Annotated in this window: 21 protein-coding genes and 1 pseudogene; 8 read left to right on the top strand and 14 right to left on the bottom strand. The window is 40.8% G+C overall.

Annotated elements, in window-relative coordinates; all coding sequences use genetic code 11:
• Window positions 1-7: 7 nt before the first annotated feature.
• The 7 genes and pseudogenes from PZ638_RS01125 to PZ638_RS01095 all read left to right on the top strand — a co-directional run bounded on the left by PZ638_RS01125 (window position 8) and on the right by PZ638_RS01095 (window position 4,150).
• A pseudogene (locus PZ638_RS01125) lies at window positions 8-990 on the top strand (fimbrial protein).
• Between the two features lie 9 nt (window positions 991-999).
• Complete coding sequence (locus PZ638_RS01120) at window positions 1,000-1,515, top strand: fimbrial protein (RefSeq protein ID WP_004262778.1); 516 nt, start codon at window positions 1,000-1,002, stop codon at window positions 1,513-1,515.
• Between the two features lie 13 nt (window positions 1,516-1,528).
• Window positions 1,529-2,026 carry a fimbrial protein gene (locus PZ638_RS01115; RefSeq protein ID WP_036958601.1) on the top strand — a complete coding sequence of 166 codons (498 nt, stop codon included), beginning with the start codon at window positions 1,529-1,531 and terminating at the stop codon, window positions 2,024-2,026.
• 44 nt (window positions 2,027-2,070) lie between these two features.
• A complete protein-coding gene (locus PZ638_RS01110) occupies window positions 2,071-2,355 on the top strand; it encodes a helix-turn-helix domain-containing protein (protein ID WP_004262784.1) in 285 nt (94 codons plus the stop codon).
• A 9-nt stretch (window positions 2,356-2,364) separates the two neighbouring features.
• Entirely contained in the window at window positions 2,365-3,351 is a 987-nt protein-coding gene (locus PZ638_RS01105; RefSeq protein WP_196724742.1) for a fimbrial protein, read from the top strand.
• A 189-nt stretch (window positions 3,352-3,540) separates the two neighbouring features.
• Window positions 3,541-3,762 (top strand): helix-turn-helix domain-containing protein, encoded by a 222-nt coding sequence (locus PZ638_RS01100; RefSeq protein WP_094960821.1) that lies wholly within the window; start codon window positions 3,541-3,543, stop codon window positions 3,760-3,762.
• Window positions 3,763-3,862: 100 nt separating this feature from the next.
• Entirely contained in the window at window positions 3,863-4,150 is a 288-nt protein-coding gene (locus PZ638_RS01095) for a helix-turn-helix domain-containing protein (RefSeq protein ID WP_004262793.1), read from the top strand.
• Between the two features lie 78 nt (window positions 4,151-4,228).
• Here the strand turns inward: PZ638_RS01095 and PZ638_RS01090 are convergent, their stop codons facing one another.
• Complete coding sequence (locus PZ638_RS01090; protein WP_110592684.1) at window positions 4,229-5,110, bottom strand: LysR family transcriptional regulator; 882 nt, start codon at window positions 5,108-5,110, stop codon at window positions 4,229-4,231.
• A 182-nt stretch (window positions 5,111-5,292) separates the two neighbouring features.
• On the opposite strand from PZ638_RS01090, the gene ampC(Phz) reads away from it, so the two are divergent.
• Complete coding sequence (ampC(Phz), locus tag PZ638_RS01085) at window positions 5,293-6,435, top strand: class C beta-lactamase AmpC(Phz) (protein WP_243750174.1); 1,143 nt, start codon at window positions 5,293-5,295, stop codon at window positions 6,433-6,435.
• A gap of 174 nt (window positions 6,436-6,609) precedes the next feature.
• Here the strand turns inward: ampC(Phz) and hemN are convergent, their stop codons facing one another.
• The 13 genes from hemN to ompR form a co-directional block, all read right to left on the bottom strand.
• Complete coding sequence (gene hemN / locus PZ638_RS01080; protein ID WP_004262801.1) at window positions 6,610-7,983, bottom strand: oxygen-independent coproporphyrinogen III oxidase; 1,374 nt, start codon at window positions 7,981-7,983, stop codon at window positions 6,610-6,612.
• A 332-nt stretch (window positions 7,984-8,315) separates the two neighbouring features.
• A complete protein-coding gene (gene yihI, locus PZ638_RS01075; RefSeq protein ID WP_153673258.1) occupies window positions 8,316-8,831 on the bottom strand; it encodes a Der GTPase-activating protein YihI in 516 nt (171 codons plus the stop codon).
• 434 nt (window positions 8,832-9,265) lie between these two features.
• Window positions 9,266-10,600, bottom strand: coding sequence for an NCS2 family permease (locus PZ638_RS01070; RefSeq protein WP_112307978.1), 1,335 nt, complete (start codon window positions 10,598-10,600; stop codon window positions 9,266-9,268).
• Window positions 10,601-10,786: 186 nt separating this feature from the next.
• Window positions 10,787-11,539, bottom strand: a complete 753-nt coding sequence (locus PZ638_RS01065) for an amino acid ABC transporter permease (RefSeq protein WP_144138721.1) — start codon at window positions 11,537-11,539, stop codon at window positions 10,787-10,789.
• A 1-nt stretch (window position 11,540) separates the two neighbouring features.
• Window positions 11,541-12,293 (bottom strand): amino acid ABC transporter permease, encoded by a 753-nt coding sequence (locus PZ638_RS01060; protein ID WP_144138718.1) that lies wholly within the window; start codon window positions 12,291-12,293, stop codon window positions 11,541-11,543.
• Between the two features lie 110 nt (window positions 12,294-12,403).
• A complete protein-coding gene (locus PZ638_RS01055; RefSeq protein ID WP_112307979.1) occupies window positions 12,404-13,243 on the bottom strand; it encodes an ABC transporter substrate-binding protein in 840 nt (279 codons plus the stop codon).
• A gap of 666 nt (window positions 13,244-13,909) precedes the next feature.
• Window positions 13,910-14,623 carry a phosphate signaling complex protein PhoU gene (gene phoU / locus PZ638_RS01050; RefSeq protein WP_036958602.1) on the bottom strand — a complete coding sequence of 238 codons (714 nt, stop codon included), beginning with the start codon at window positions 14,621-14,623 and terminating at the stop codon, window positions 13,910-13,912.
• A gap of 13 nt (window positions 14,624-14,636) precedes the next feature.
• On the bottom strand, window positions 14,637-15,413 hold the full coding sequence (gene pstB, locus PZ638_RS01045; RefSeq protein ID WP_004262838.1) for a phosphate ABC transporter ATP-binding protein PstB: 777 nt from the start codon (window positions 15,411-15,413) through the stop codon (window positions 14,637-14,639).
• A gap of 38 nt (window positions 15,414-15,451) precedes the next feature.
• Window positions 15,452-16,333, bottom strand: coding sequence for a phosphate ABC transporter permease PstA (gene pstA / locus PZ638_RS01040; RefSeq protein WP_036958603.1), 882 nt, complete (start codon window positions 16,331-16,333; stop codon window positions 15,452-15,454).
• 1 nt (window position 16,334) lies between these two features.
• Window positions 16,335-17,291: a phosphate ABC transporter permease PstC gene (pstC, locus tag PZ638_RS01035; RefSeq protein WP_004262847.1), complete on the bottom strand. Its 957-nt coding sequence runs from the start codon at window positions 17,289-17,291 to the stop codon at window positions 16,335-16,337.
• Window positions 17,292-17,421: 130 nt separating this feature from the next.
• The gene (gene pstS, locus PZ638_RS01030) at window positions 17,422-18,465 is read right to left on the bottom strand and encodes a phosphate ABC transporter substrate-binding protein PstS (protein WP_004262850.1); all 1,044 of its coding nucleotides are present in this window, start codon (window positions 18,463-18,465) and stop codon (window positions 17,422-17,424) included.
• Window positions 18,466-18,875: 410 nt separating this feature from the next.
• Complete coding sequence (gene envZ / locus PZ638_RS01025; RefSeq protein ID WP_036958604.1) at window positions 18,876-20,207, bottom strand: two-component system sensor histidine kinase EnvZ; 1,332 nt, start codon at window positions 20,205-20,207, stop codon at window positions 18,876-18,878.
• Window positions 20,204-20,923 carry an osmolarity response regulator transcription factor OmpR gene (gene ompR / locus PZ638_RS01020; protein ID WP_004266122.1) on the bottom strand — a complete coding sequence of 240 codons (720 nt, stop codon included), beginning with the start codon at window positions 20,921-20,923 and terminating at the stop codon, window positions 20,204-20,206. Before ompR ends, envZ begins: the two co-directional genes overlap by 4 nt.
• Between the last annotated feature and the right edge of the window lie 37 nt (window positions 20,924-20,960).

The following is a 20,960-nucleotide window of genomic DNA, read 5'->3' as shown; positions in this document are numbered from 1 at the left end:
GATATAAATGAAAAATTTATTCTATAAGTCTACTTTTATATTTATAAGTCTATTTTTATATTCAAGCTATACAAATGCAGCCTGTATCCAGAATCCAAGATTTAATAATATACAAGTGAATATTCCTACAGCAACTTATAACATTCAGTATGATGATATAACTACCAGAGAATTAGGGGCACTAAGTGTCCGTTATTTATCTGGTTCGATGACAACTACCTATTCTGAAGGAAATGGGAGCTGTGGTATATCTTACTTATATGGTGATTTTATTAATAACTGGGTTCCCAATAATGGTGTTGCAACATCAAATATTCCTGGTATCGGTATTTCAGTTCAAACTGCATCAATAGGTGGAGATTTCAATCGTTGGTTTGGCCCTTCCTCAAGTGGCAAGCAACCATGGGAAATATCAGATACCGTTTGGTATATTAAAATAAAAAAAATAGGGCAGGTAACCTCGTCAAATACCCTGCGCTCTGGCCCAGTAGCTCAATTAACTCAAAAAAATCAGCGCCCATTAGCACTTGGTATCTAACAACCTTAAACATGCCTGCAAATGCGATTCGTATCAATGTACTTAGCTGTTCATTAAAGAACAACCAGTCAACCTACAATATTGATATGCAAGATTGGTATGATACACAATTCCCTAATATAGGCTCAACCAGTGCGCCTGTAGATATTCCAATTACCTTAACATGTGCAGCGGGTACCAATATTAAAGCGACGGTCACAAGTTCTAAATATGAAGATACCGCTACAGGAAAATTAGCTCTAACGGGACCTGATAGCGCCACTGGTGTCGCAATACAATTGCTAGATAAAAATAATAACCCGATCAAGTTGAACACTTTAAATAGCCTGCAAAATAATGTGCCGGCTGGTGATTATATGTTTGATTGGAAAGCTCGCTATATCAAAACGGCAGATAACATCACGCCGGGTACAGCGAATGCCTCTGCTACTGTAAATATTCGCTATGAGTAGGAATAAAAAATGAAAAAAATATCTAAAAATTTACTTTTACTTAGTAGCTTAATATTCAGTGGGAATTTATTTGCTGCTAGCACAGTGACATTGAACTTTACCGGAAATATTAGAGCCGCAACTTGCAATATTACCGGTGGGAATAATATTGATATTGACCTGAAAAATATTTCTGCTGATGTATTTCGTAATGCGAGTTCAGGTTCTAACTGGAACACATTTAATATTAGCCTAAATAATTGTTCATCTTTTATTAATCAAGTAAAACTGACGTTTACAGGAACCGCAGATACTGCGGATGCAGCAAGCTTATACAAAAATCAAGGTACGGCTAAAAACTTAGCCGTTCAACTACAAAATGGTAATGGAACAACCGCTTTAGGTAACCAAAAAGTATTACAAGTTCCGACAAATGGGCAAGCGAATATTAATATTCCATTACGCACACGCGCCTTTAGCTCATTAGGTAATGCCACTCCGGGAACTATTTCCGCCAATATTACGGCAACAATTACCTATTTATAAAAGAGAAAATAATATGAGACATTTTATCCTATTACTATCACTAATGAGCTGTTCTTTAACTGCATTTGGGCTAACAGCAAATATTAAAGTGCATGGCGTCGTTATTGCTGCTCCTTGTGAGGTTGAAAAAAATAATTATTTAATCGATTTGAAAAAAATTAATATTTGGAATATCAAAGATACGCAAAAATCTCCGTGGGTTGATTTTTCCGTGAAGCTAAAAAATTGCCCTGTAGGCACCACCAAAGCTGTAATGAAAATATCAGGTACGCCAGACTCAACAATAACTGAACATTTTATTAATAATGGTACGGCGAAAAATGTGGCATTAAATTTAGCCAATACCGGCAATAAAACAACAATAAAAAATGGCGATACCATTACCGCGAATGTTAATACTCAAACGCGAAATGTTGAAATCCCATTATCTGCAAGAGTCTCGGGTTATGGAAGTGGTATGGTTGCAGGTTCATTTAAAAGCCATTTAGAATTTACATTTACATATCAGTAAGTAAGTTTGTTTTAATTATATCAGTTTTAATAGGGGAAAGCGGTATGCCTAATTACTATCTTATATCAAAAATAATTGGCAATAAAATCACCTATTACCGAAAAATGAAAGGCATGACATTAGAAAATTTATCTAATATCGTGGGTGTGAGTGAACAACAACAGTCACGCTATGAGCGTGGTATTAATCGAATTAATATTGATAGGCTTTATCATTACTCTAAGATATTTGAAATTGATATTATGGCTTTTTTTATTTTCAATTCTAGAGAGATCAATGAGATTGAGCATGCAGAAGAAAAATATTTAAATAAAAAAAGTAAATGTTAAGGATATTTTATGACTAAAAAGAAAATTTTACTGGTAATAATAGGCTCGGTTTTTGCTTATTCTGCATATACACAAGCGGCCTGTATTCAAAATCCTAATTTACGGAATGTTGTGGTGAATGTACCAGCAAGAACCTATTCGCTGCAATATGATGATACAGGGGCTCGCGATTTAGCCACTATTCAGGTCAATTTTAAAGGCTCACAAGTCAATACATTTTCAGGCCCAAAAAGTAATGGTCAATGTGGTGATGCCTACTTACACGCTGACTATGTCAATGGTTGGGTACCAAACGGCAATAAAATTGCAGCCAGTAATATACCGGGCATCAGCATTCAAGTGAAAGCAACCAATATCGGTTTTTTAAATACACGTTATGGACCACCAACAGCAGCTAACCCAGCCGCTTGGACTATTGCTAACCCATATTGGACGATTACCATAAAAAAAACAGGACAAGTCACACAAGGGGGAAATTTAAAGGCAGGGCATGTGGGAAGACTAACACAGCGTAACCCTGCGCCACATAACAGTACGTGGAATTTAACATCGCTGAATATTCCAGCAGGTGCTATCAAAATTAATGTATTAAAGTGCTCAACAAAAGCGACAAGTTACAATGTTAACTTAGGGACTTGGTATGATACTCAGTTTAAAGCTATTGGCTCTACTAGCAATAGTGTCAATATACCCATTACATTAAGCTGCGCTGCAGGCACCAATCTAAAAGTGACAGTCACAAGTAGTGCTGGGTATGTTGATATCAATACAGGGAAGATTAAATTGTCTGGGCAAGGTCAAGCGACTGGAGTCGCCATTCAATTATTGGATAGAAACAGCAACCCGATAAAGCTCAACTCAAAGTTCACTTTGCAAAACAATGTTGCAGGTGGCGATTATATTTTTAATTGGAAAGCTAGATATATTAAGACTGCTAATAATATAACTGCAGGAACTGCAAACTCAACAGCTTCGGTTAACATAAGATATGAATAAATAGCATCCAACATTAATCATAAAAAGATATTAATTTATTTATAACTTGATTTTTATTGCTAACATCGAAAAATATCATCGAACAATTGATAAATAGCAAATTTACTATTTTATTAAAATGGTTAAGATAGAGAGGTAATCTTTCATCGTGTTTAGTTAGAAATAAAAAATATAATTATAGGAGTATATATGCCTTATTCAACATCTCACCTAATTGGCAAAAAAATACTTTTTTATCGGAAAACGAATGGACTTTCAGTTAATGAACTATCCGAGGTTATTGGCATCAGCCCACAACAGCAGTCACGATATGAAAGAGGAGTAAATAGAATTACTTTAGATAGATTGTTCCAGTATGCAACGTATTTTGAGATTGATATTAAAACCTTCTTTCAGTCCCATGATTTTTAATAAATTAAGTAATAATACATATCACTAGAAGATCCAATTACATTAAAAATATTTAATTATATTAACATTATAATATTTAAAATAAATTAGAGAGAAAATCATGAAACGAAAAATATCTAAATCCGTCGGTTTAAAAATAAGATCATTAAGAGAAAGTCACGGAATGAGTGGTAAAGATTTAAGCATATTGTTAGGCATTAGCCAACAACACCAATCACGCTATGAAAATGGCGAGGTTAATATTCATGTCGATACTATTTACCAGTTGGCACAAATATTTAATGTTTCGCCGACCTATTTCTTTACTGAAACCATTACGGATATTAATAGTACAGAGCTCTCTGTTAATAAAAAGAATTATTTCTCTGCTGAAGCTTTGGTATTCTAACCTCTAAATATGAGCATTATAATATGCCAATAAATTAAATATCGGTGCTATTTCTATTTATAGTATAGCACCGACTTATTATTCTTTTTTAGACTCCTCCACCAACCAATGACGAAATATCGCCATCGCTGGTGTCATGACTCTTGACTTTAAACGGCTTAACCAATATCCACCCAGTGTTACAGATATATCAAAAGGTTGAACTAACGCCCCAGCACTTAATTCATGACTAAACATGCAACTTGGCACCAATGCTATACTGTCAGTTAATAACGCAGCCTCAACCATTAAACGCGATGAATCAAATACTGGGCCTTTGACACGCCAAGGTTCAATCTCCGCAGCTAAAAACCATTTTTCCCATTCATCTTTACGATATGAACGCATTAACTGGTGGGATTTTAAATCTAATGGATGTTTGAGCTGGCTTGCGACTTTCTCTGAACAAAGTACAGTATGAGCTGTTGAAAATAGGGGGATATTTTCAACCAGTGGCCATAAGCCCTCCCCAAAGCGAATAGCAAAATCAACGCCTTCGGCAGCGAGATTCACCACATTGTTATGAGTCATAATGCGTAAATCAATATAAGGGTATAGTTCCGAGAATTGGGTTAATCTTGGCAATAACCAGCCCACAGCAAATGTACCGACCACTGAAATACTTAAAGCTTCTCGATAATGGCCATCTTCAAATTGCAGTAGTAATGACTCAATCTGGTCAAAAGAGCGGCTCAATACGGGTAGCAATGCAAGCCCTTCATCAGTTAATGCAAGCCCTCGAGGTAAGCGAATAAAGAGTTCTAGTCCCAGCTGCTCCTCTAACAACCTAACTTGTTGACTAACAGCTGCCTGAGTGACATTCAACTCTATTCCTGCTCGTGTAAAACTTAAATGCCGCGCTGAAGCTTCGAATGCCCTAAGCGCATTGAGTGGAAGCCGATGACGATAATTTTCTGCCATAAGATTTTCTTTTACCTCATCGAATTTTATATCGTTTTAAATAATGACTGAAAGCATGCATACTGCTTGGCAATCGCGGCTTAACCCCATAATAGCCTATATTAAAGCACTTTAAATTTACAATGAAGTGCTTTCAGCTCCTGTTAGCAATAACTTAAACTTGTACTTATTGGAATAACTCTATGAAAACTCTTTTTCGTCAGGGGCGAATTTTTGTCGCACTGAGTTTGGCGTTAACCACGCTATCCGCTAATGCGTTCACTCAAAAGGATGTGGATGACATTATTAAACCTCTGATGGAACAAAAACAGATCCCAGGGATGTCTGTCGCAATTTCCGTTGAAGGGAAACACTATATTTATCACTATGGTGTGCAGTCTAAGCAAAGCTTAGTACCTGTCAGTGATGAGACTTTATTTGAGATTGGTTCTTTGTCTAAAACGTTTACTGCCACACTCGCAGCCTATGCACAAGACCAAGGAAAACTCGATTTTTCGCAAAAGGTAAGCCACTATCTTCCTGAATTAAAAGGGTCTGCTTTTGACCAAGTCACAGTAATGAACTTGGCTACTCACACTTCCGGTTTATCGTTATTTGTGCCTGATAGCATTACTAATTCAGCTGAATTAATCCGTTATTACCAGCAGTGGAAACCGACCAAAGCCATTGGGCAATATCGCTCTTATTCAAATCTTGGCGTGGGGCTACTCGGTATCGTTACCGCTAAACAACTCAAAATGCCATTTGAGCAAGCGATGGAAAAATTGATGTTGCCTGCACTTGGGCTAAAACATACCTATATTCATGTCCCTAAAAACCAACAGAAAAATTATGCTCAAGGTTATAATAAGCACGATCAGCCCATTCGTGTAGCACCACAAATTTTAGATGCTGAATCTTATGGTTTGAAATCTAATGCTAAAGATCTAATTCGCTTCTTAGATATTAATATGCAAACGAAGAAAGTCGCTAAGCCGTGGCAAGAAGCCGTAGAAAACACCCATACTGGGTTCTATATGACCGATTCATTTATGCAAGATATGATGTGGGAAAGCTATTCGTGGCCAGTATCTCTTGCTCAATTACAGCAAGGTAACCGAAATGAAATGGCGCTCACACCGCAAAAAGTTGAAGCTATCCATCCTGTAATGCCACCTGAAACACAGGCTTTTTACAATAAAACAGGTTCAACCAATGGTTTTGCAACCTATGCGGCATTTATTCCGGAAAACCAAGTGGGTATTATTATTTTATCCAACAAATGGTATCCAATCCCTGACCGCATCACTGCGGCCTACCAGCTAATCGAAAAAGCGAAACACTAGCCCACGCAGAACATCCAATGTTCTAAATAATCAGATAACGAACCAGTAATACTCAACATAGTTCGTGCTAGAGCAAGGCGGCAAAATTCGGCTATCTCGGGGAGTATACAAAAGTATATGACCCGAGTAGCCGAATAAGGCCAACGCAGCTATTGCGCGAAATATGAAGAGCATTTAGATAACGCGGGAAAACTGCCGCTGCCTCATCTGACTACGTAAGTAAACATCAAAACACATACAAATATTACGAATAAGTAAACGCCCTTGCGGCGTAACTTTAATTCCTTTGTCTGTCATTTCGACTAATCCATCTTCTGCCATTGGCTTCAATAGCTCTAAATCCTCTTTAAAATAAGATTTAAAGTCAATTGGATAGATTGCTTCAATTTGTGCAAAATCCAATTGGAAGTTACAGATTAAGGTTTTAATAACATCACGGCGCAAGCAATCATCATCGGTTAAGACGAGACCTCGCCACAGCGCTTGGCCTTGCTCTTCAACTTGCGCATAATAGGTTTTCAAATCTTTCTGATTTTGCGCGTAGTTATCGCCTAACATACTGATCGCAGAAACGCCTAATCCTAATAAATCACAGTCGCCTTGAGTCGTATAACCTTGGAAATTACGGTGTAAAACCCCTTCTCGTTGGGCCACAGCGAGCTCATCTTCAGGGCGAGCAAAGTGGTCCATACCAATAAATTGATAGCCATCTCTGGTGAGGGTTGCGATTGTGTCTTGCAGAATATCGAGTTTTTGCTCTGCACTTGGTAAATCAGCATCTTTAATTTTACGCTGCGCCGCAAATAAATTAGGCAAATGCGCGTAATTAAACACACTTAAGCGATCTGGTGATAATTCAGCCACTTTCTTTAAGGTAAATGCAAAGCTCTCAGGAGTTTGTTTAGGTAAACCATAAATCAAATCAATACTCGTTGAGGTAAAACCCGTTTCTTTGGCTCGTTTAATTAGGGCAAAAATAAATTCTTCGTCCTGTTCACGGTTAACCAGCACCTGAACTTCTTTATTAAAATCCTGAACTCCCATGCTTAAGCGGTTAAACCCTTCATGGCGCAGATGATCTATCATATCCAGTTCAATTTCACGCGGGTCGACTTCGATGGACATTTCAACATCATCCGCAAAATGAAAATGCTTTTTCAATAAACCAACCAAATGGCTGACTTGAGCTTTATCGAGGTAAGTCGGAGTACCACCACCCCAATGCATCTGGGTCACAATACGACCTTTTAATAAAGCTGCGCGCTGAATAATTTCTTTTTCAATTACTTTAAGATATTCATCGGCTTTATGTTTTTGGCGTGTCACTAATTTATTACAGCCACAGAAATAACAAAGTTTATGGCAAAAAGGGATATGGACATAGAGCGATAAAGGTCGATCAGGATAACGTTGTGTTGCTTGAACAAACGCATTCTCATCATAATCTTGATTGAATTCCAAGGCTGTGGGATACGAGGTATAACGAGGCCCTGAATAATTGTATTTTTGAATGAGAGAAAGATCCCAAACAATATTTTGCTCTGACATAACATTCCTCAATTGACCAAAAGCTCAAACTATAACGATGACTTCACTCTATTTAATTTGTTATTCGATGAGAGTGAAAATTTTATAACCTGCATAAGCATTATAGACTCTAAATATTTCGAGTTGCAGCTAGGCGACAAGTGAATGAGTCGCTAGGAGTATACATAAGTATGAGACTCGTGCGAATGAACATAGTCAACAACGCTGCAGCTTTGAATATGACCAGTATAAATATGTTAGAGAAAAGAGACTTGATTCAACATCAAAGAAAAGTGAGTTAGCAGAAAAAATAGCCAAATCCCCCGCTAGCGCGAGGGATCTTTTAAACGAAATTATTTACTTTTTAAGATGCGCATAATGTCATCAAGTTTTTCTTCGTCTTCTTCCTCTTCTTCTTCGCTATATTCAATACCGAGAATATTCATCAGTTCATCAATACGGTCTAAACAGGTATCAACATACTGCTGTTCTTGCGCAGTGATAGTTTCGCCATCCTCCAGACGCGCCAAAATGCTATCTAGGCGGTCATCGCTTTCTAGCATTTCCAACTCTTTTTCTGGCGTCAATTTTTCTTTAGCGACTGGCATCTCTTTCACCACTGGACGCGCTACAGGTTTGTTATCATCCACAACTAATGGAATCGGTTTTTTGCTACCAATACGCGGGTCTGTGGTGGTAGATATCCCACCTTTAGCATTGTTAGAAGCAGATTCTTGGTTACGGCTACCAGATTTATGACCACGATGTTTTTTCTCGCGCTTACGCTCACGGCCTTCCGCATTTATCTCTTCTTTAGTTTTACGGTATTTTTTCTTTGGCTTAGCAGCCGGTTTTTTTGGTGCATTCATGGTCTGATACCTTGATAAAGTCAGTTTCTGCTGCGAAATCTAGCAGGATCCCATAAAGGGGGAAAGCACTAGTTTGCAATTTTGGCGGATTTTTTACTCCACCCTGCCTTCGCAATAGTACTTTAATGATTATACCTTAAATAATTTGTGTTGCATGCAAGCAACAAAAAGGAAGAGCCGTATGAGGGGGGATTAATCTTCTAAATAGCTTTACCTACAGAAAATGATCACTTCGCCAATACACTAAACGTTCCAATACTCTAAATAGCTGTACCGTTAGAGGACAGAAAATAGAGAGTCATCTTGAGCAATATTCTAAATAATTCAAGTTGTGGCTAGGCGTCAATCGAGGTTATCTCGGGGAGCATACATAAGTATGTGACCCGAGTAGCCGAGAGAAGACAACAACGCCACAGCTTGAAGTATGACGAATATCAGGCGTCGACGAGCACCATTTTTAGTAGAAACATCGCCGCCACTAAAATCACACACAGCCCCAAATCACGCCAGCGGCCTGTACCAATTTTCATTGCACAGTACGCAATAAAGCCTAGTGCGATACCTTCTGTGATTGAGAAGCTAAATGGCATCATCACTGCGGTAATAAATGCGGGTACAGACTCAGTTAAGTCATCCCATTTCACGCGGGTTAAACTTGAAGTCATCAACACGCCCACGTAAATCAAGGCACCCGCAGTTGCATAAGCAGGAACCATACCGGCAAGAGGTGAGATAAACATGGTCAATAGAAATAGAATACCAACGACAATCGCAGTTAAACCTGTACGCCCACCAACAGAAACACCAGAAGAACTTTCAATATAGGCGGTGACAGAAGATGTCCCCATCGCTGAACCTGCAACAGAGCTCAAGCTGTCCACATATAACGCTTGCTTCATCCGTGGGAAAGTTCCGCGTTCATTTGTGATACCAGCTTTGTCAGTCACACCTATCATGGTGCCTGATGAGTCAAACAGGTTTACTAACATAAAGGCAAAAATCACACCGGATAACGCTAAGTCTAAAGAGCCAGCGAAATCAACCTGCCCGACGACACTCGTGACACTTGGCGGCATTGAGAATATTCCAGAATATTTCACATCCCCCAAAGCCAAACCAATCAAGGTGGTCACTGCAATAGAAACTAATACCGCGGCATGAATATTACGAGCCGCTAAGATTGCAATAATAAAGAACCCGAGGGCTCCCAGCCAAACATTATGGTGAGTCAAATTACCGATAGAGACTAACGTGTCTGGGTTAGCGACAATGATACCGGAGTTTTTCAGCCCCATCATCGCAATAAATAGGCCGATACCACTGGTGATCCCGACGCGAAGACTAAGCGGGATATTGGCGATAATCCAATAACGGATACGGAATAATGTCAGAATAAATAACCCGACTGCCCCCCAAAATACGGCCCCCATTGCAACTTGCCATGAATAGCCCATCGCGCCAACTACAACGAAAGCAAAAAAAGCATTCAGCCCCATAGCAGGTGCTACTGCAATCGGTAAATTTGCCAACAGCCCCATCAAAATACTACCAATAGCCGCAATCAAACAGGTGGTGACAAATACAGCTTTGATATCCATGCCTGCAACTGAGAGAATTTGAGGGTTAACAAAAACGATATATACCATCGTTAGGAAGGTGGTGAAGCCTGCAACAACTTCTGTCCGTGCTGTCGTGCCGTGCTCTTGCAATTTAAAAACACGCTGAAACAAGCCCTGCGGTTGTGCCGAGCTAGAAGATTGATTACTCATTAGATATTGCGCCCAAAAAAAGTTTTTTTCGCCCTATACTACAATTAAAAATCACAAAAGAAAACGATTGCGTAAACTATAAGGGGCAAAAATGTCCTAACTAACTGATACGCCAAGATGAAATAATAAAAATAAACCAAAATAGTGGAGTGAGGAAATGGTGGATATTTCACCACCACTTTTAATTTAGGAAAGTGCTAACAGTTTTTGTCGGCGCCAAAACAATAAACGATGTTTCGCAGCCATTTTTTGAGGTTGATGTTGCGCACTCAACTTTGTCGCCACCCTATTCGCAATAATTTCTACCGCAAAACACATCACAAAATAAATAAATGCTACGAATAAGAAAACTTCGAGAGGATAAACCATTTCACGGTTATTCACTTGGGTTGCTAAAAAAGAAAGCTCCGCAACACCAACAACATAGGCTAATGAGGTATCTTTAATTAATGCTACCCACTGGTTAATAAATGAAGGAACCATCATACGTAAGGCCTGTGGCAATACGACATTCCACAATACCTGCCAGCGGCTAAACCCCAAGGATAATCCTGCCTGCCACTGCCCTGCTCCTATCGCTAAAATGCCAGCTTTCACGGCATGAGCCAAATATGCAGAAGTAATTAATGCCAATGCACAGACGACTGTTGCAATACCCGGAATTTCCATACCCAATAAGATTGGCAACAGAAAATAGGTCCAAAAAATTAACATAATGACCGGAATTGCACGGAAGAAACCTAAAATCGCAGCAAATAGGTTAACCCAGAAGCCCCGCAGCATGGCTAAAGCTATTCCGCCCAATGTTCCTAATACAATAGAAGCCGCACCGGCAAGTAAACTAATGACTAACGTCAGTGCAGCGCCTTCAAGTGGCCCATCCGGAAAAGTACCAAACAATAAATATTGCCAATTCTGCTCAATAATCGAAAAATCCATCTTATACCCCCTGAGCCAAATTACGCTGTTGACGCCACTGGCCCCAACCTTCCATTACCGCAATAATGGCAATATACAAAACGGTTGCCACACCAAATGCAGCAAAGGTTTGCAGTGTCTGGCTATCAACCTGGCGGGAGACATAAGACAGTTCTGCGACGCCTATCGCCATCGTTAATGATGAATTTTTTACCACATTCATATATTGGCCCAGTAGTGGAGGCATCGCGATTTTAACGGCTTGCGGTAATACCACCAATTTCATGGCCTGCCATGAGGTTAGCCCTAAAGCAAACGCCGCATATTTTTGCCCCTGACGAACGCCACGGATCCCAGCACGAATTTCTTCAGCGATAAACGGCACGGTATAAAGGGTCAAACCAATAAAACCGGCTAAAAATTCAAATGACGGCCAACCCACTGTGATTCCAAGTAAATGGACTTCATGGGGAGTATTGAGCCATTCCATTACAGCAGAGGGTAAAATTTCACCAGAAGCGAAATACCAAAAGAATAACTGCACCAACAAAGGCGTATTTCTGAAAATAGAGATGTAGATACTCACAGCCCAACGCACAAGAGCAATTTGGCTATCCTTTGCTGATGCAACTATAAAACCCAATACAGTGGCTGCAACAATGGTACAAATCGAGATCCAAATAGTGATCAAAAAGCCGTAGCCAAACCATTCTAAATACTGCGGTGCCAAGAAATGGGCAGACCAAAAATCACCATTTAAAAATTTTTCAAACATTGTTCACGACCTATTGCCTTCACAGCTTGTGATTAAAAACTCATCCCTTATAACCAAGAACCCCACACAGAGTGCGGGGCTTCAAATCACTGAGTACTTACCGTTCCCCATTAAGACTGTGGCTGTTGCTCACTCAGTGGTGCGAATTTAAAGTCTCCGCGTGGCTGTGCGGCTTTGGTATCTGGCCCAAACCAACGGTTATAGATCACCTCGGCTTTACCGTCTTTCTCCAGTTTCAACAGTGTTTCGTTGACGTTTTCAACCAAACGCGTTTCACCTTTGCTTGCTGCCAATGCTTGGTATTCTTTCGTCAGGCTAAATGGGGAAATCTCAAAATCTGCTTTCACTTTTTCAGGTAAATTACCTAATAAGCCCACCAGTTTTGCATCATCTTGTGTGATAGCTTGGACGTTACCATTACGCAGTGCAGCGAAAGCTTGTGGGGTATCGTCATAAGAAATCACTTTAGTCTCAGGGAACCGCTCACGCAAAGTCACTTCCTGCACAGTACCTTTGTCTGCGCCAATACGCAGTGGTTTGATGTCGTCAGGTGTTTTTAATACGCCTTTACGGGCAATAAATTTTTGGCCTGTCGCAAAATCAGGAATTGAGAAATCAACTTGTTTTGCGCGTTCATCTGTAATGGTGAAGTTAGCACCAATCAAGTCAACTTTTCCTGAAGTTAGAAGTGGAATGCGATTTGCTGGATTAGTTGGACGAAGCTCAAGTTTTACCCCTAGGCCATCTGCAATTTCTTGCGCAATATCAACATCATAACCCGCTAATTTTTTAGTTTGTGGGTCAATAAAACCAAATGGTGGGTTACTATCAAATACTGAAATGCGGATCACACCCGCTTGTTTGATATCATCTAATTTATCTGCGCTAGCGACATTCGCTGTCAGCGCTAAACCTGTAAGTAAAACAGTCGTTAGAATACGAGCTTTCATTGAACACCCCTGACGGTAAATTTTTGTAAATCGACCATCACAAGCTATCAACTATTGCTTAGCACTTGAAATAATATTAAATAATATATTTATAACAAAATAGAATATAAAACCACACAAAAAAGGGGCAAGCTTTGTACAAAGGCCCCAACATGGTTAAACCATCAATAGACTCTTATTGAGCAAGAAGAAAGTCGGTATAAAAATCTTAAGCTAAATTTTTAGATGCTTTGTACCTGAAAATATACGCCAATAGTCATTAAAGAAATAACTGTTCAAACGTATCAATACTCTAAATAGTTCGTATTGCGGCTAGGCACCAAGCTAGGATATTTCGGGGAGCATACATCAGTATGTGCCCCGAATCGCCGAGCGAAGCCAACACCGCCACAGCACGAAATATGACCAGCGTTTATGCTCTAAATAGTTCGTATTGTGGCTAGGCACCAAGCTAGGATATTTCGGGGAGCATACATCAGTATGTGCCCCGAATCACCGAGCGAAGCCAACACCGCCACAGCACGAAATATGACCAGCGTTTATGCTCTAAATAGTTCGTATTGTGGCTAGGCGGCAAGCAAGGATATCTCGGGGAGCATACACCAGTATGTGACCCGAGTAGCCGAGCGAAGCCAACACCGCCACAGTACGAAATATGACGAGCATTTATTTGTTCGTTAGCATCTTTTCAAGACTATCCCCACCCACATGACGGAAATCCTGCCCCTTCACATAGTAGAAAATAAACTCACAGATATTTTGGCAGCGGTCACCGATGCGCTCAATTGAACGTGCGCAGAACAATGCCGTTAATACACTTGGGATCGTCCGAGGGTCTTCCATCATATAGGTCATCAATTGGCGTACGATGCCCTCATACTCTTGGTCAACTTTCTCATCTTCACGGTAAATACGAATGGCTTCTTCGAGATCCATTCGTGCGAATGCATCTAATACGTCATGTAGCATTTGCACTGTATGGCGGCCTAATGATTCTAAGCTCACTAACAGGGGCTGATGTTGATGAGAGAATTTTTCCAATGCAGTTTGGCAAATTTTGTCTGCAACATCGCCGATTCTTTCCAGCTCAGCAATGGTTTTTGAAATTGCCATAATCAGGCGCAAATCACTCGCCGTTGGTTGGCGTTTCGCGATGATCTTAACGCATTCTTCATCAATGGCCACTTCCATCATATTGACTTTATGGTCATTTTCGATAACTTCACGCGCTAAGGCTTCATCCTGATTATGCATGGCCGTAATGGCTTTGGTAAGCTGTTCTTCGACCAGCCCCCCCATCGTCATCAATTCAGTATGGATATGTTCCAGTTCAGCATTGAACTGCCCCGATATATGTTTGTTGTGATTCAGCGTATCCATCGTCGGCTCCATATCAACCGTAGCGGCCAGTAATATAATCTTCAGTTTGCTTCATTTCTGGGGTAGTAAACATTTTGTCAGTATGATTAAACTCAACTAACTCCCCTAAATACATGAAAGCCGTATAGTCAGAACAGCGTGCTGCTTGTTGCATATTGTGGGTAACAATTACCACGGTGTATTCTGACTTTAATTCACTAATCAGTTCTTCAATTCGACCGGTTGAAATTGGGTCAAGAGCAGAACAGGGCTCATCCAACAATAAAACTTCTGGACGAATAGCAATACCACGAGCAATACAGAGACGCTGTTGCTGCCCACCCGACAAGCTATAACCACTTTGGTGTAGCTTATCTTTGGTTTCATTCCATAATGCAGCCTTTGTTAACGCCCACTGCACACGTTCATCCATTTCTACACGAGATAATTTTTCAAATAAACGCACACCAAATGCAATATTATCGTAGATTGACATCGGGAATGGTGTTGGTTTTTGGAAAACCATTCCGACTTTCGCACGCAATAACGCGATATCTTGTTTATCTGTCAGGATATTTTGACCATCCAGTAAAATTTCACCTTCTGCGCGCTGTTCACCATACAATTCATACATTTTATTGAAGGTACGTAGTAACGTCGATTTACCACAGCCTGATGGGCCGATAAACGCAGTGACTTTATTTTTTTCAATGTCTAAAGAGATATTTTTCAGTGCGTGAAACTTGCCATAATAGAAGTTGAGGTCACGTACTTTAATTTTACTATTTGCAATATCGTTTGCATTAATCATGGTTTGCTTTTCTCTCTAAATCTTTATTTATCTGGCGCTTAGTGTTTTTTCTGTGCGAACACAACACGTGCAATGATGTTAATGAGCAGGACACATAGGGTAATTAACAGAACCCCTGCCCATGCAAGCTCTTGCCATTCGGAGAATGGGCTCATTGCAAATTTGAAGATTGTCACCGGTAAGTTAGCAATTGGTTCGCTCATATCCGTACTCCAGAACTGATTTGACAGAGAAGTAAACAGAAGCGGTGCGGTTTCCCCAGCAATACGCGCAATTGCAAGCAAGATCCCAGTGATAATCCCTGACACAGATGCTTTTAGCGTAATAGATAAAATCATTTTCCATTTTGGTGTGCCAAGTGCATAAGCGGCTTCACGTAAGCTATCCGGAACTAATTTCAACATGTTTTCAGTGGTTCGGATAACAATTGGAATTTGCAGCAATGCAAGCGCCACAACCCCAGCCCAACCCGAGAAGTGCTGCATTTGAGCAACCACAATGGTGTACACAAACAGCCCTACAACGATAGACGGAGCTGATAATAAAATGTCATTAATAAATCGGGTGACTGAAGCTAGCCATGACTTACGGCCATATTCTGCTAAATAAATTCCCGCTAAAATCCCTAAAGGCGTACCAATAACTGTCGCCCATAAGATTAATAAACCACTACCTACGATGGCATTTGCCAGCCCGCCACCTTCAGTATTCGGTGGTGGAGTCATTTCAGTAAACAGATTGAGGGACATGCCATCAATCCCTTTAGTGACTGTAGAAAACAAAATCCACACTAACCAGAACAAGCCGAAAGCCATGGTTAACATTGAGACAAATAGAGCCATTCTGTTAACTTGACGACGCCACGCTTGACGGCGTGCTCGTTCTTTTTCATTCACTGCGATAGGTTGAGATATCGACATATTAACGGCCCTCATTCTTCGCAAGACGCATGACCATCAACTTGGAAATCGCTAACACAATAAAAGTGATAACAAACAGGATAAGTCCAAGTTCCATCAAGGCCGAGGTATGTAAACCGCTCTCTGCTTCCGCAAATTCATTTGCCAGTGCCGAGGTGATACTGTTACCTGGCATAAACAGTGATGCGCTATCAAGTTGGTAAGTATTACCAATCACGAACGTCACCGCCATGGTTTCACCCAATGCACGGCCAAGGCCTAACATCACTCCACCGATTACCCCATTGCGGGTATACGGCAGCACGATATTCCAAATCACTTCCCATGTCGTACAACCAATGCCGTAAGCTGACTCTTTCATCATCACAGGCGTTTGTTCAAATACATCGCGCATCACTGACGCAATGTAGGGAATAATCATAATCGCGAGGATAATCCCCGCTGCTAAAATACCTATCCCGAATGCAGGCCCTGAAAATAATTCACCGACAATCGGCACACTCGACATCACATTACCAACTGGCTCTTGGAAATATTCTGCAAACAGAGGAGCAAAGACAAATAACCCCCACATCCCATAAACGATACTTGGGATAGCAGCAAGAAGTTCAATCGCGATACCAAGAGGACGTTTTAACCAATTGGGTGCCAGTTCTGTTAGGAACAGTGCTATACCAAAACTAACAGGAACGGCGATAATCAGAGCAATTAACGATGTAACGATAGTGCCGTAAATAGGCACAAGAGCACCGAATTCTTCAGCCGGTGCATCCCATTCTTTGGTCCACAAAAACGAAAACCCAAACTTTTGCATACTTGGCCAAGATGCAAAAATAAGGGAAATAATAATGCCTCCGAGCATTAACAAAGTGATGAGCGCGGCAATCTTTACCAGTGCACTAAAAATCACATCACCTGATTTGCTGGGAGCTCTAAATGCCGTTGTTTTCTCGGCCATGCGCTTTGTTCTCATTTCATTCCTGCTCTTTTCTACAGGATTGCGTTACAACGATGAGCGGGTAAGCCCTGTTCCTCAGCACTTACCCGCCATTTCCAACCCTAAGTGCACTTAGAAAACCTAAGTTCACCTAGAATAATGCTTTACCTTGGCTATCTTTAACTTCTGTTTTCCATGCTGCACGTACTGCGGTCACGACTTCTTGAGGTAAAATTGCGTAATCTAACGCTTCCGCTTGTTTACCACCTTTATCATAAGCCCAGTTGAAGAAGTCAAGAACCGCTTTGCCTTTTTCCGCATTCGCTTGCTGCTTGTGAACTAAGATAAATGTGGTTGAAGTAATCGGCCATGCATTCGCGCCATCACGGTTTGTTAAATCTTGTGCAAAAGATTTAGACCAGTCAACTTTCTTCGCTGCGGCACTGAAACTTTCACCCGTTGGTGAAACCGCCTCGCCATCAGCAGAGATTAATTTAGTATACGCAAGGTTGTTCTGTTTTGCGTATGCATATTCAACATAACCGATAGAACCTGGTAGACGCTGTACGAAAGCTGCAACGCCATCATTACCTTTACCACCTACGCTATTTTTCGGCCAGTTAACGGTAGAACCCGCGCCAACGTCTGATTTCCAGCTTGCACTGACTTTAGCAAGGTAGCTGGTGAATACGAACGTGGTACCAGAACCGTCAGAACGTCTAACAACTGCGATAGCTTGGTCTGGCAAACTAACATTTGGGTTCAATTTAGCGATTGCTGGGTCATTCCATTTGGTAATTTTACCTAAATAGATGTCGCCTAATGTGTTGCCATCTAAAGTCAGTTGCCCTGACTCAATTCCTTTTACATTAACAGCCAGTACCACACCACCGATAACAGTTGGGAACTGGAACAAGCCATCTTCTTTTAATTTTTCATCAGTTAATGGGGCATCAGATGCACCGAAATCAACTGTTTTTGCATTGATTTGTTTGACACCACCAGAAGAACCAATCCCCTGATAGTTTACTTTATTACCTGTTTCTTTCTGATAAGAATCTGCCCACTTCGCATAAACAGGAGCAGGAAAGGTCGCGCCAGCTCCGGTCAGGCTGGTAGCAGCAAAAGAAGACATTGCAGTCAGAGATAAAGTTGCTGCCATTACGCTTGCTAAGGTGGTACGCGTCATTTTCATAATCCCTCCGGGGATGTATAGAAACAATCAAGTATAAAATTGTTGGGTGTATGTCACGGTAGGAAAAATAGGACAATTTAGTTACGACAACATGTCGTTTTTATGACAGTTTTATGACAATTGCTGATTTTTTCACTGGCGAGAAAACAAAAACGAAGAAAAATACAATTTTACAACTTAAAATTCAATTAGTTATAAAAACAAAATTTCGAAACTAATATCAAAAAGAAAAATGACAGACTGTCATAAAAGCGAAAAATATTTTTATCCTGCAACTATAAAGTAATACTCAAAACAATTTGTGTTGCAGCTAGGCGGCAAGCGAGGATATCTCGGGGAGCATACACAAGTATGTGACCCGAGTAGCCGAACGCAGCCAACAACGCTGCCGCGCAAAGTGTGAAGAGTATTTAGTCTTCTTTCTCTTTAAGAGGAAGCAAAGCCCTAATAGCAAACCCGCCACGCTCACTTTTATGAATCTCAATGCTCCCTTCGTGAGCATCAACAATTCGACGAATAATCGCTAGCCCTAGCCCTGTGCCTTTGTTGCTACGAGCTTTTTCACCCTGTACAAATGGCTGGAACAGGCGATGAATGTCTTCTTCTTTGATACCTGCACCGTCATCTTCGACTTGGAACCAAACGGAGTCTTCCGTTTTTCCACTACTGACTTTGATCCAGCCATTACCATAGCGGTAAGCGTTAACAATCATATTGGTAATCGCGCGTTTAATTGCTAATGGGTTACCATTAACAATCATTGAGCCAGGCTCAAGTGCGGTTTCAATTTCACCGATGACATTACTTTCTGAGTTCACCGCTTCCATTAAAATAGCGTTAAGGTCACAGAATTCCATATCCATTTCTTGACCTGTTTTCAGATAAGACATGAATTGGCCGATGATCGCATCACATTCTTCAATATCTTTATTAATAGATTCAGCCAGATAGCTATCTTCTGGGCTCATCATTTCTGTCGCTAAACGAATACGGGTTAAGGGAGTTCTTAGGTCATGACTTACCCCTGCCATTAAGACAGTTCGGTCATTTTCTAAGGTTTTAATCCCTGCAGCCATGTGGTTAAAAGAACGAATAGCAGCTCTAACCTCAGTGGCGCCTTTTTCCTGCATTGGGGGTAAAATTACCCCTTTGCCGACTTCACCTGCGTGGTATTCCAATTCAAGCAACGGCTTGTTCTGGTAGCGTATATACAACCATACCCCTGCAAAAATGGTGAGAAAAATTGTTAATGTATAGCGAAAAACAAGGGAGAACTGATTTTGGCCGATTTCAGTCAGTGGAACTCGCACCCAAATATCAGGTGCGAGATAAGACGTTAGCCATAGAATGGGGTATTCTCGGCCTAATTCAAGGTGAACACTCGCCTTACCACCAATATATTCCGACATATGTTCACTTAGAAAATCATACTCTTTTGCCCAATTCAGTCCTTCTTCCATCGCCGCTGAATGTGCATAAAAGGTAATTCCTAATTCATTGTAGATTTTCTTACGCAACGCGGGAGATACCCGCACTGAGGTTCCATCTTGTAGAACCATTTTCTCTGTCATTAATGTTCTTACTTCGTATGCCAGTACCTTGTTGAATTGCTGTAAGCTAGGCATTACAACAAAATTCAACACGACCATATAACTGGTCACGAGACTCGCAAACAGTAAGGCTACAAATAAAAATAACGAGCGAGAAAATGTACTACGCCTTGAAAACCTCAGTCGCTTCATGCTTTACTTCCATCAGGAACAAACACATAGCCCAAGCCCCAAACCGTCTGGATATAACGAGGGTGTGCTGGGTCTTCTTCAACCATGCGGCGTAAACGTGAAATTTGAACATCGATTGAACGTTCCATCGCACTGTATTCACGACCTCGCGCTAAGCTCATTAACTTGTCACGAGATAACGGTTCCCTTGGGTAAGAAACCAACACTTTTAACACCGCGAATTCACCGCTGGTTAATGGCATATTCTCATCACCTTGGAACATTTCTCGTGTCCCAAGATTTAATTTAAATTTACCAAAAGTAATTATCGCATCATCTTGAGATGGCGCACCCGGTAATTCATTAGCTTGGCGACGTAAAACTGCACGAATACGAGCTAGCAATTCCCGTGGATTAAAAGGTTTTGGAATATAGTCGTCCGCACCGATTTCTAAGCCAACGATGCGATCAACTTCTTCGCCTTTCGCTGTTACCATAATAATAGGAATTGGGTTATTTTGACTACGTAAGCGACGGCAAATTGATAAGCCATCTTCACCCGGTAGCATTAGATCTAAGACGATCAGATGAATAGATTCTCTTGTCAGGATTCTGTCCATCTGTTCTGCGTTCGCGGCACTCCTTACCTGAAAACCCTGCTCAGTGAGGTAACGTTCCAGCAGTGCACGTAAACGCATATCATCATCGACGACAAGAACCTTATAACTTTCCTGCATTTTGTAGCCCTCAAGATGTGCATCTTTCAAATTATTT

Source organism: Providencia hangzhouensis, assembly GCF_029193595.2.
In the GTDB taxonomy this organism is placed as follows: domain Bacteria; phylum Pseudomonadota; class Gammaproteobacteria; order Enterobacterales; family Enterobacteriaceae; genus Providencia; species Providencia hangzhouensis.
Note: the sequence above shows the minus strand (reverse complement) of the source record. Positions and strands in the feature narration are given on the sequence as shown.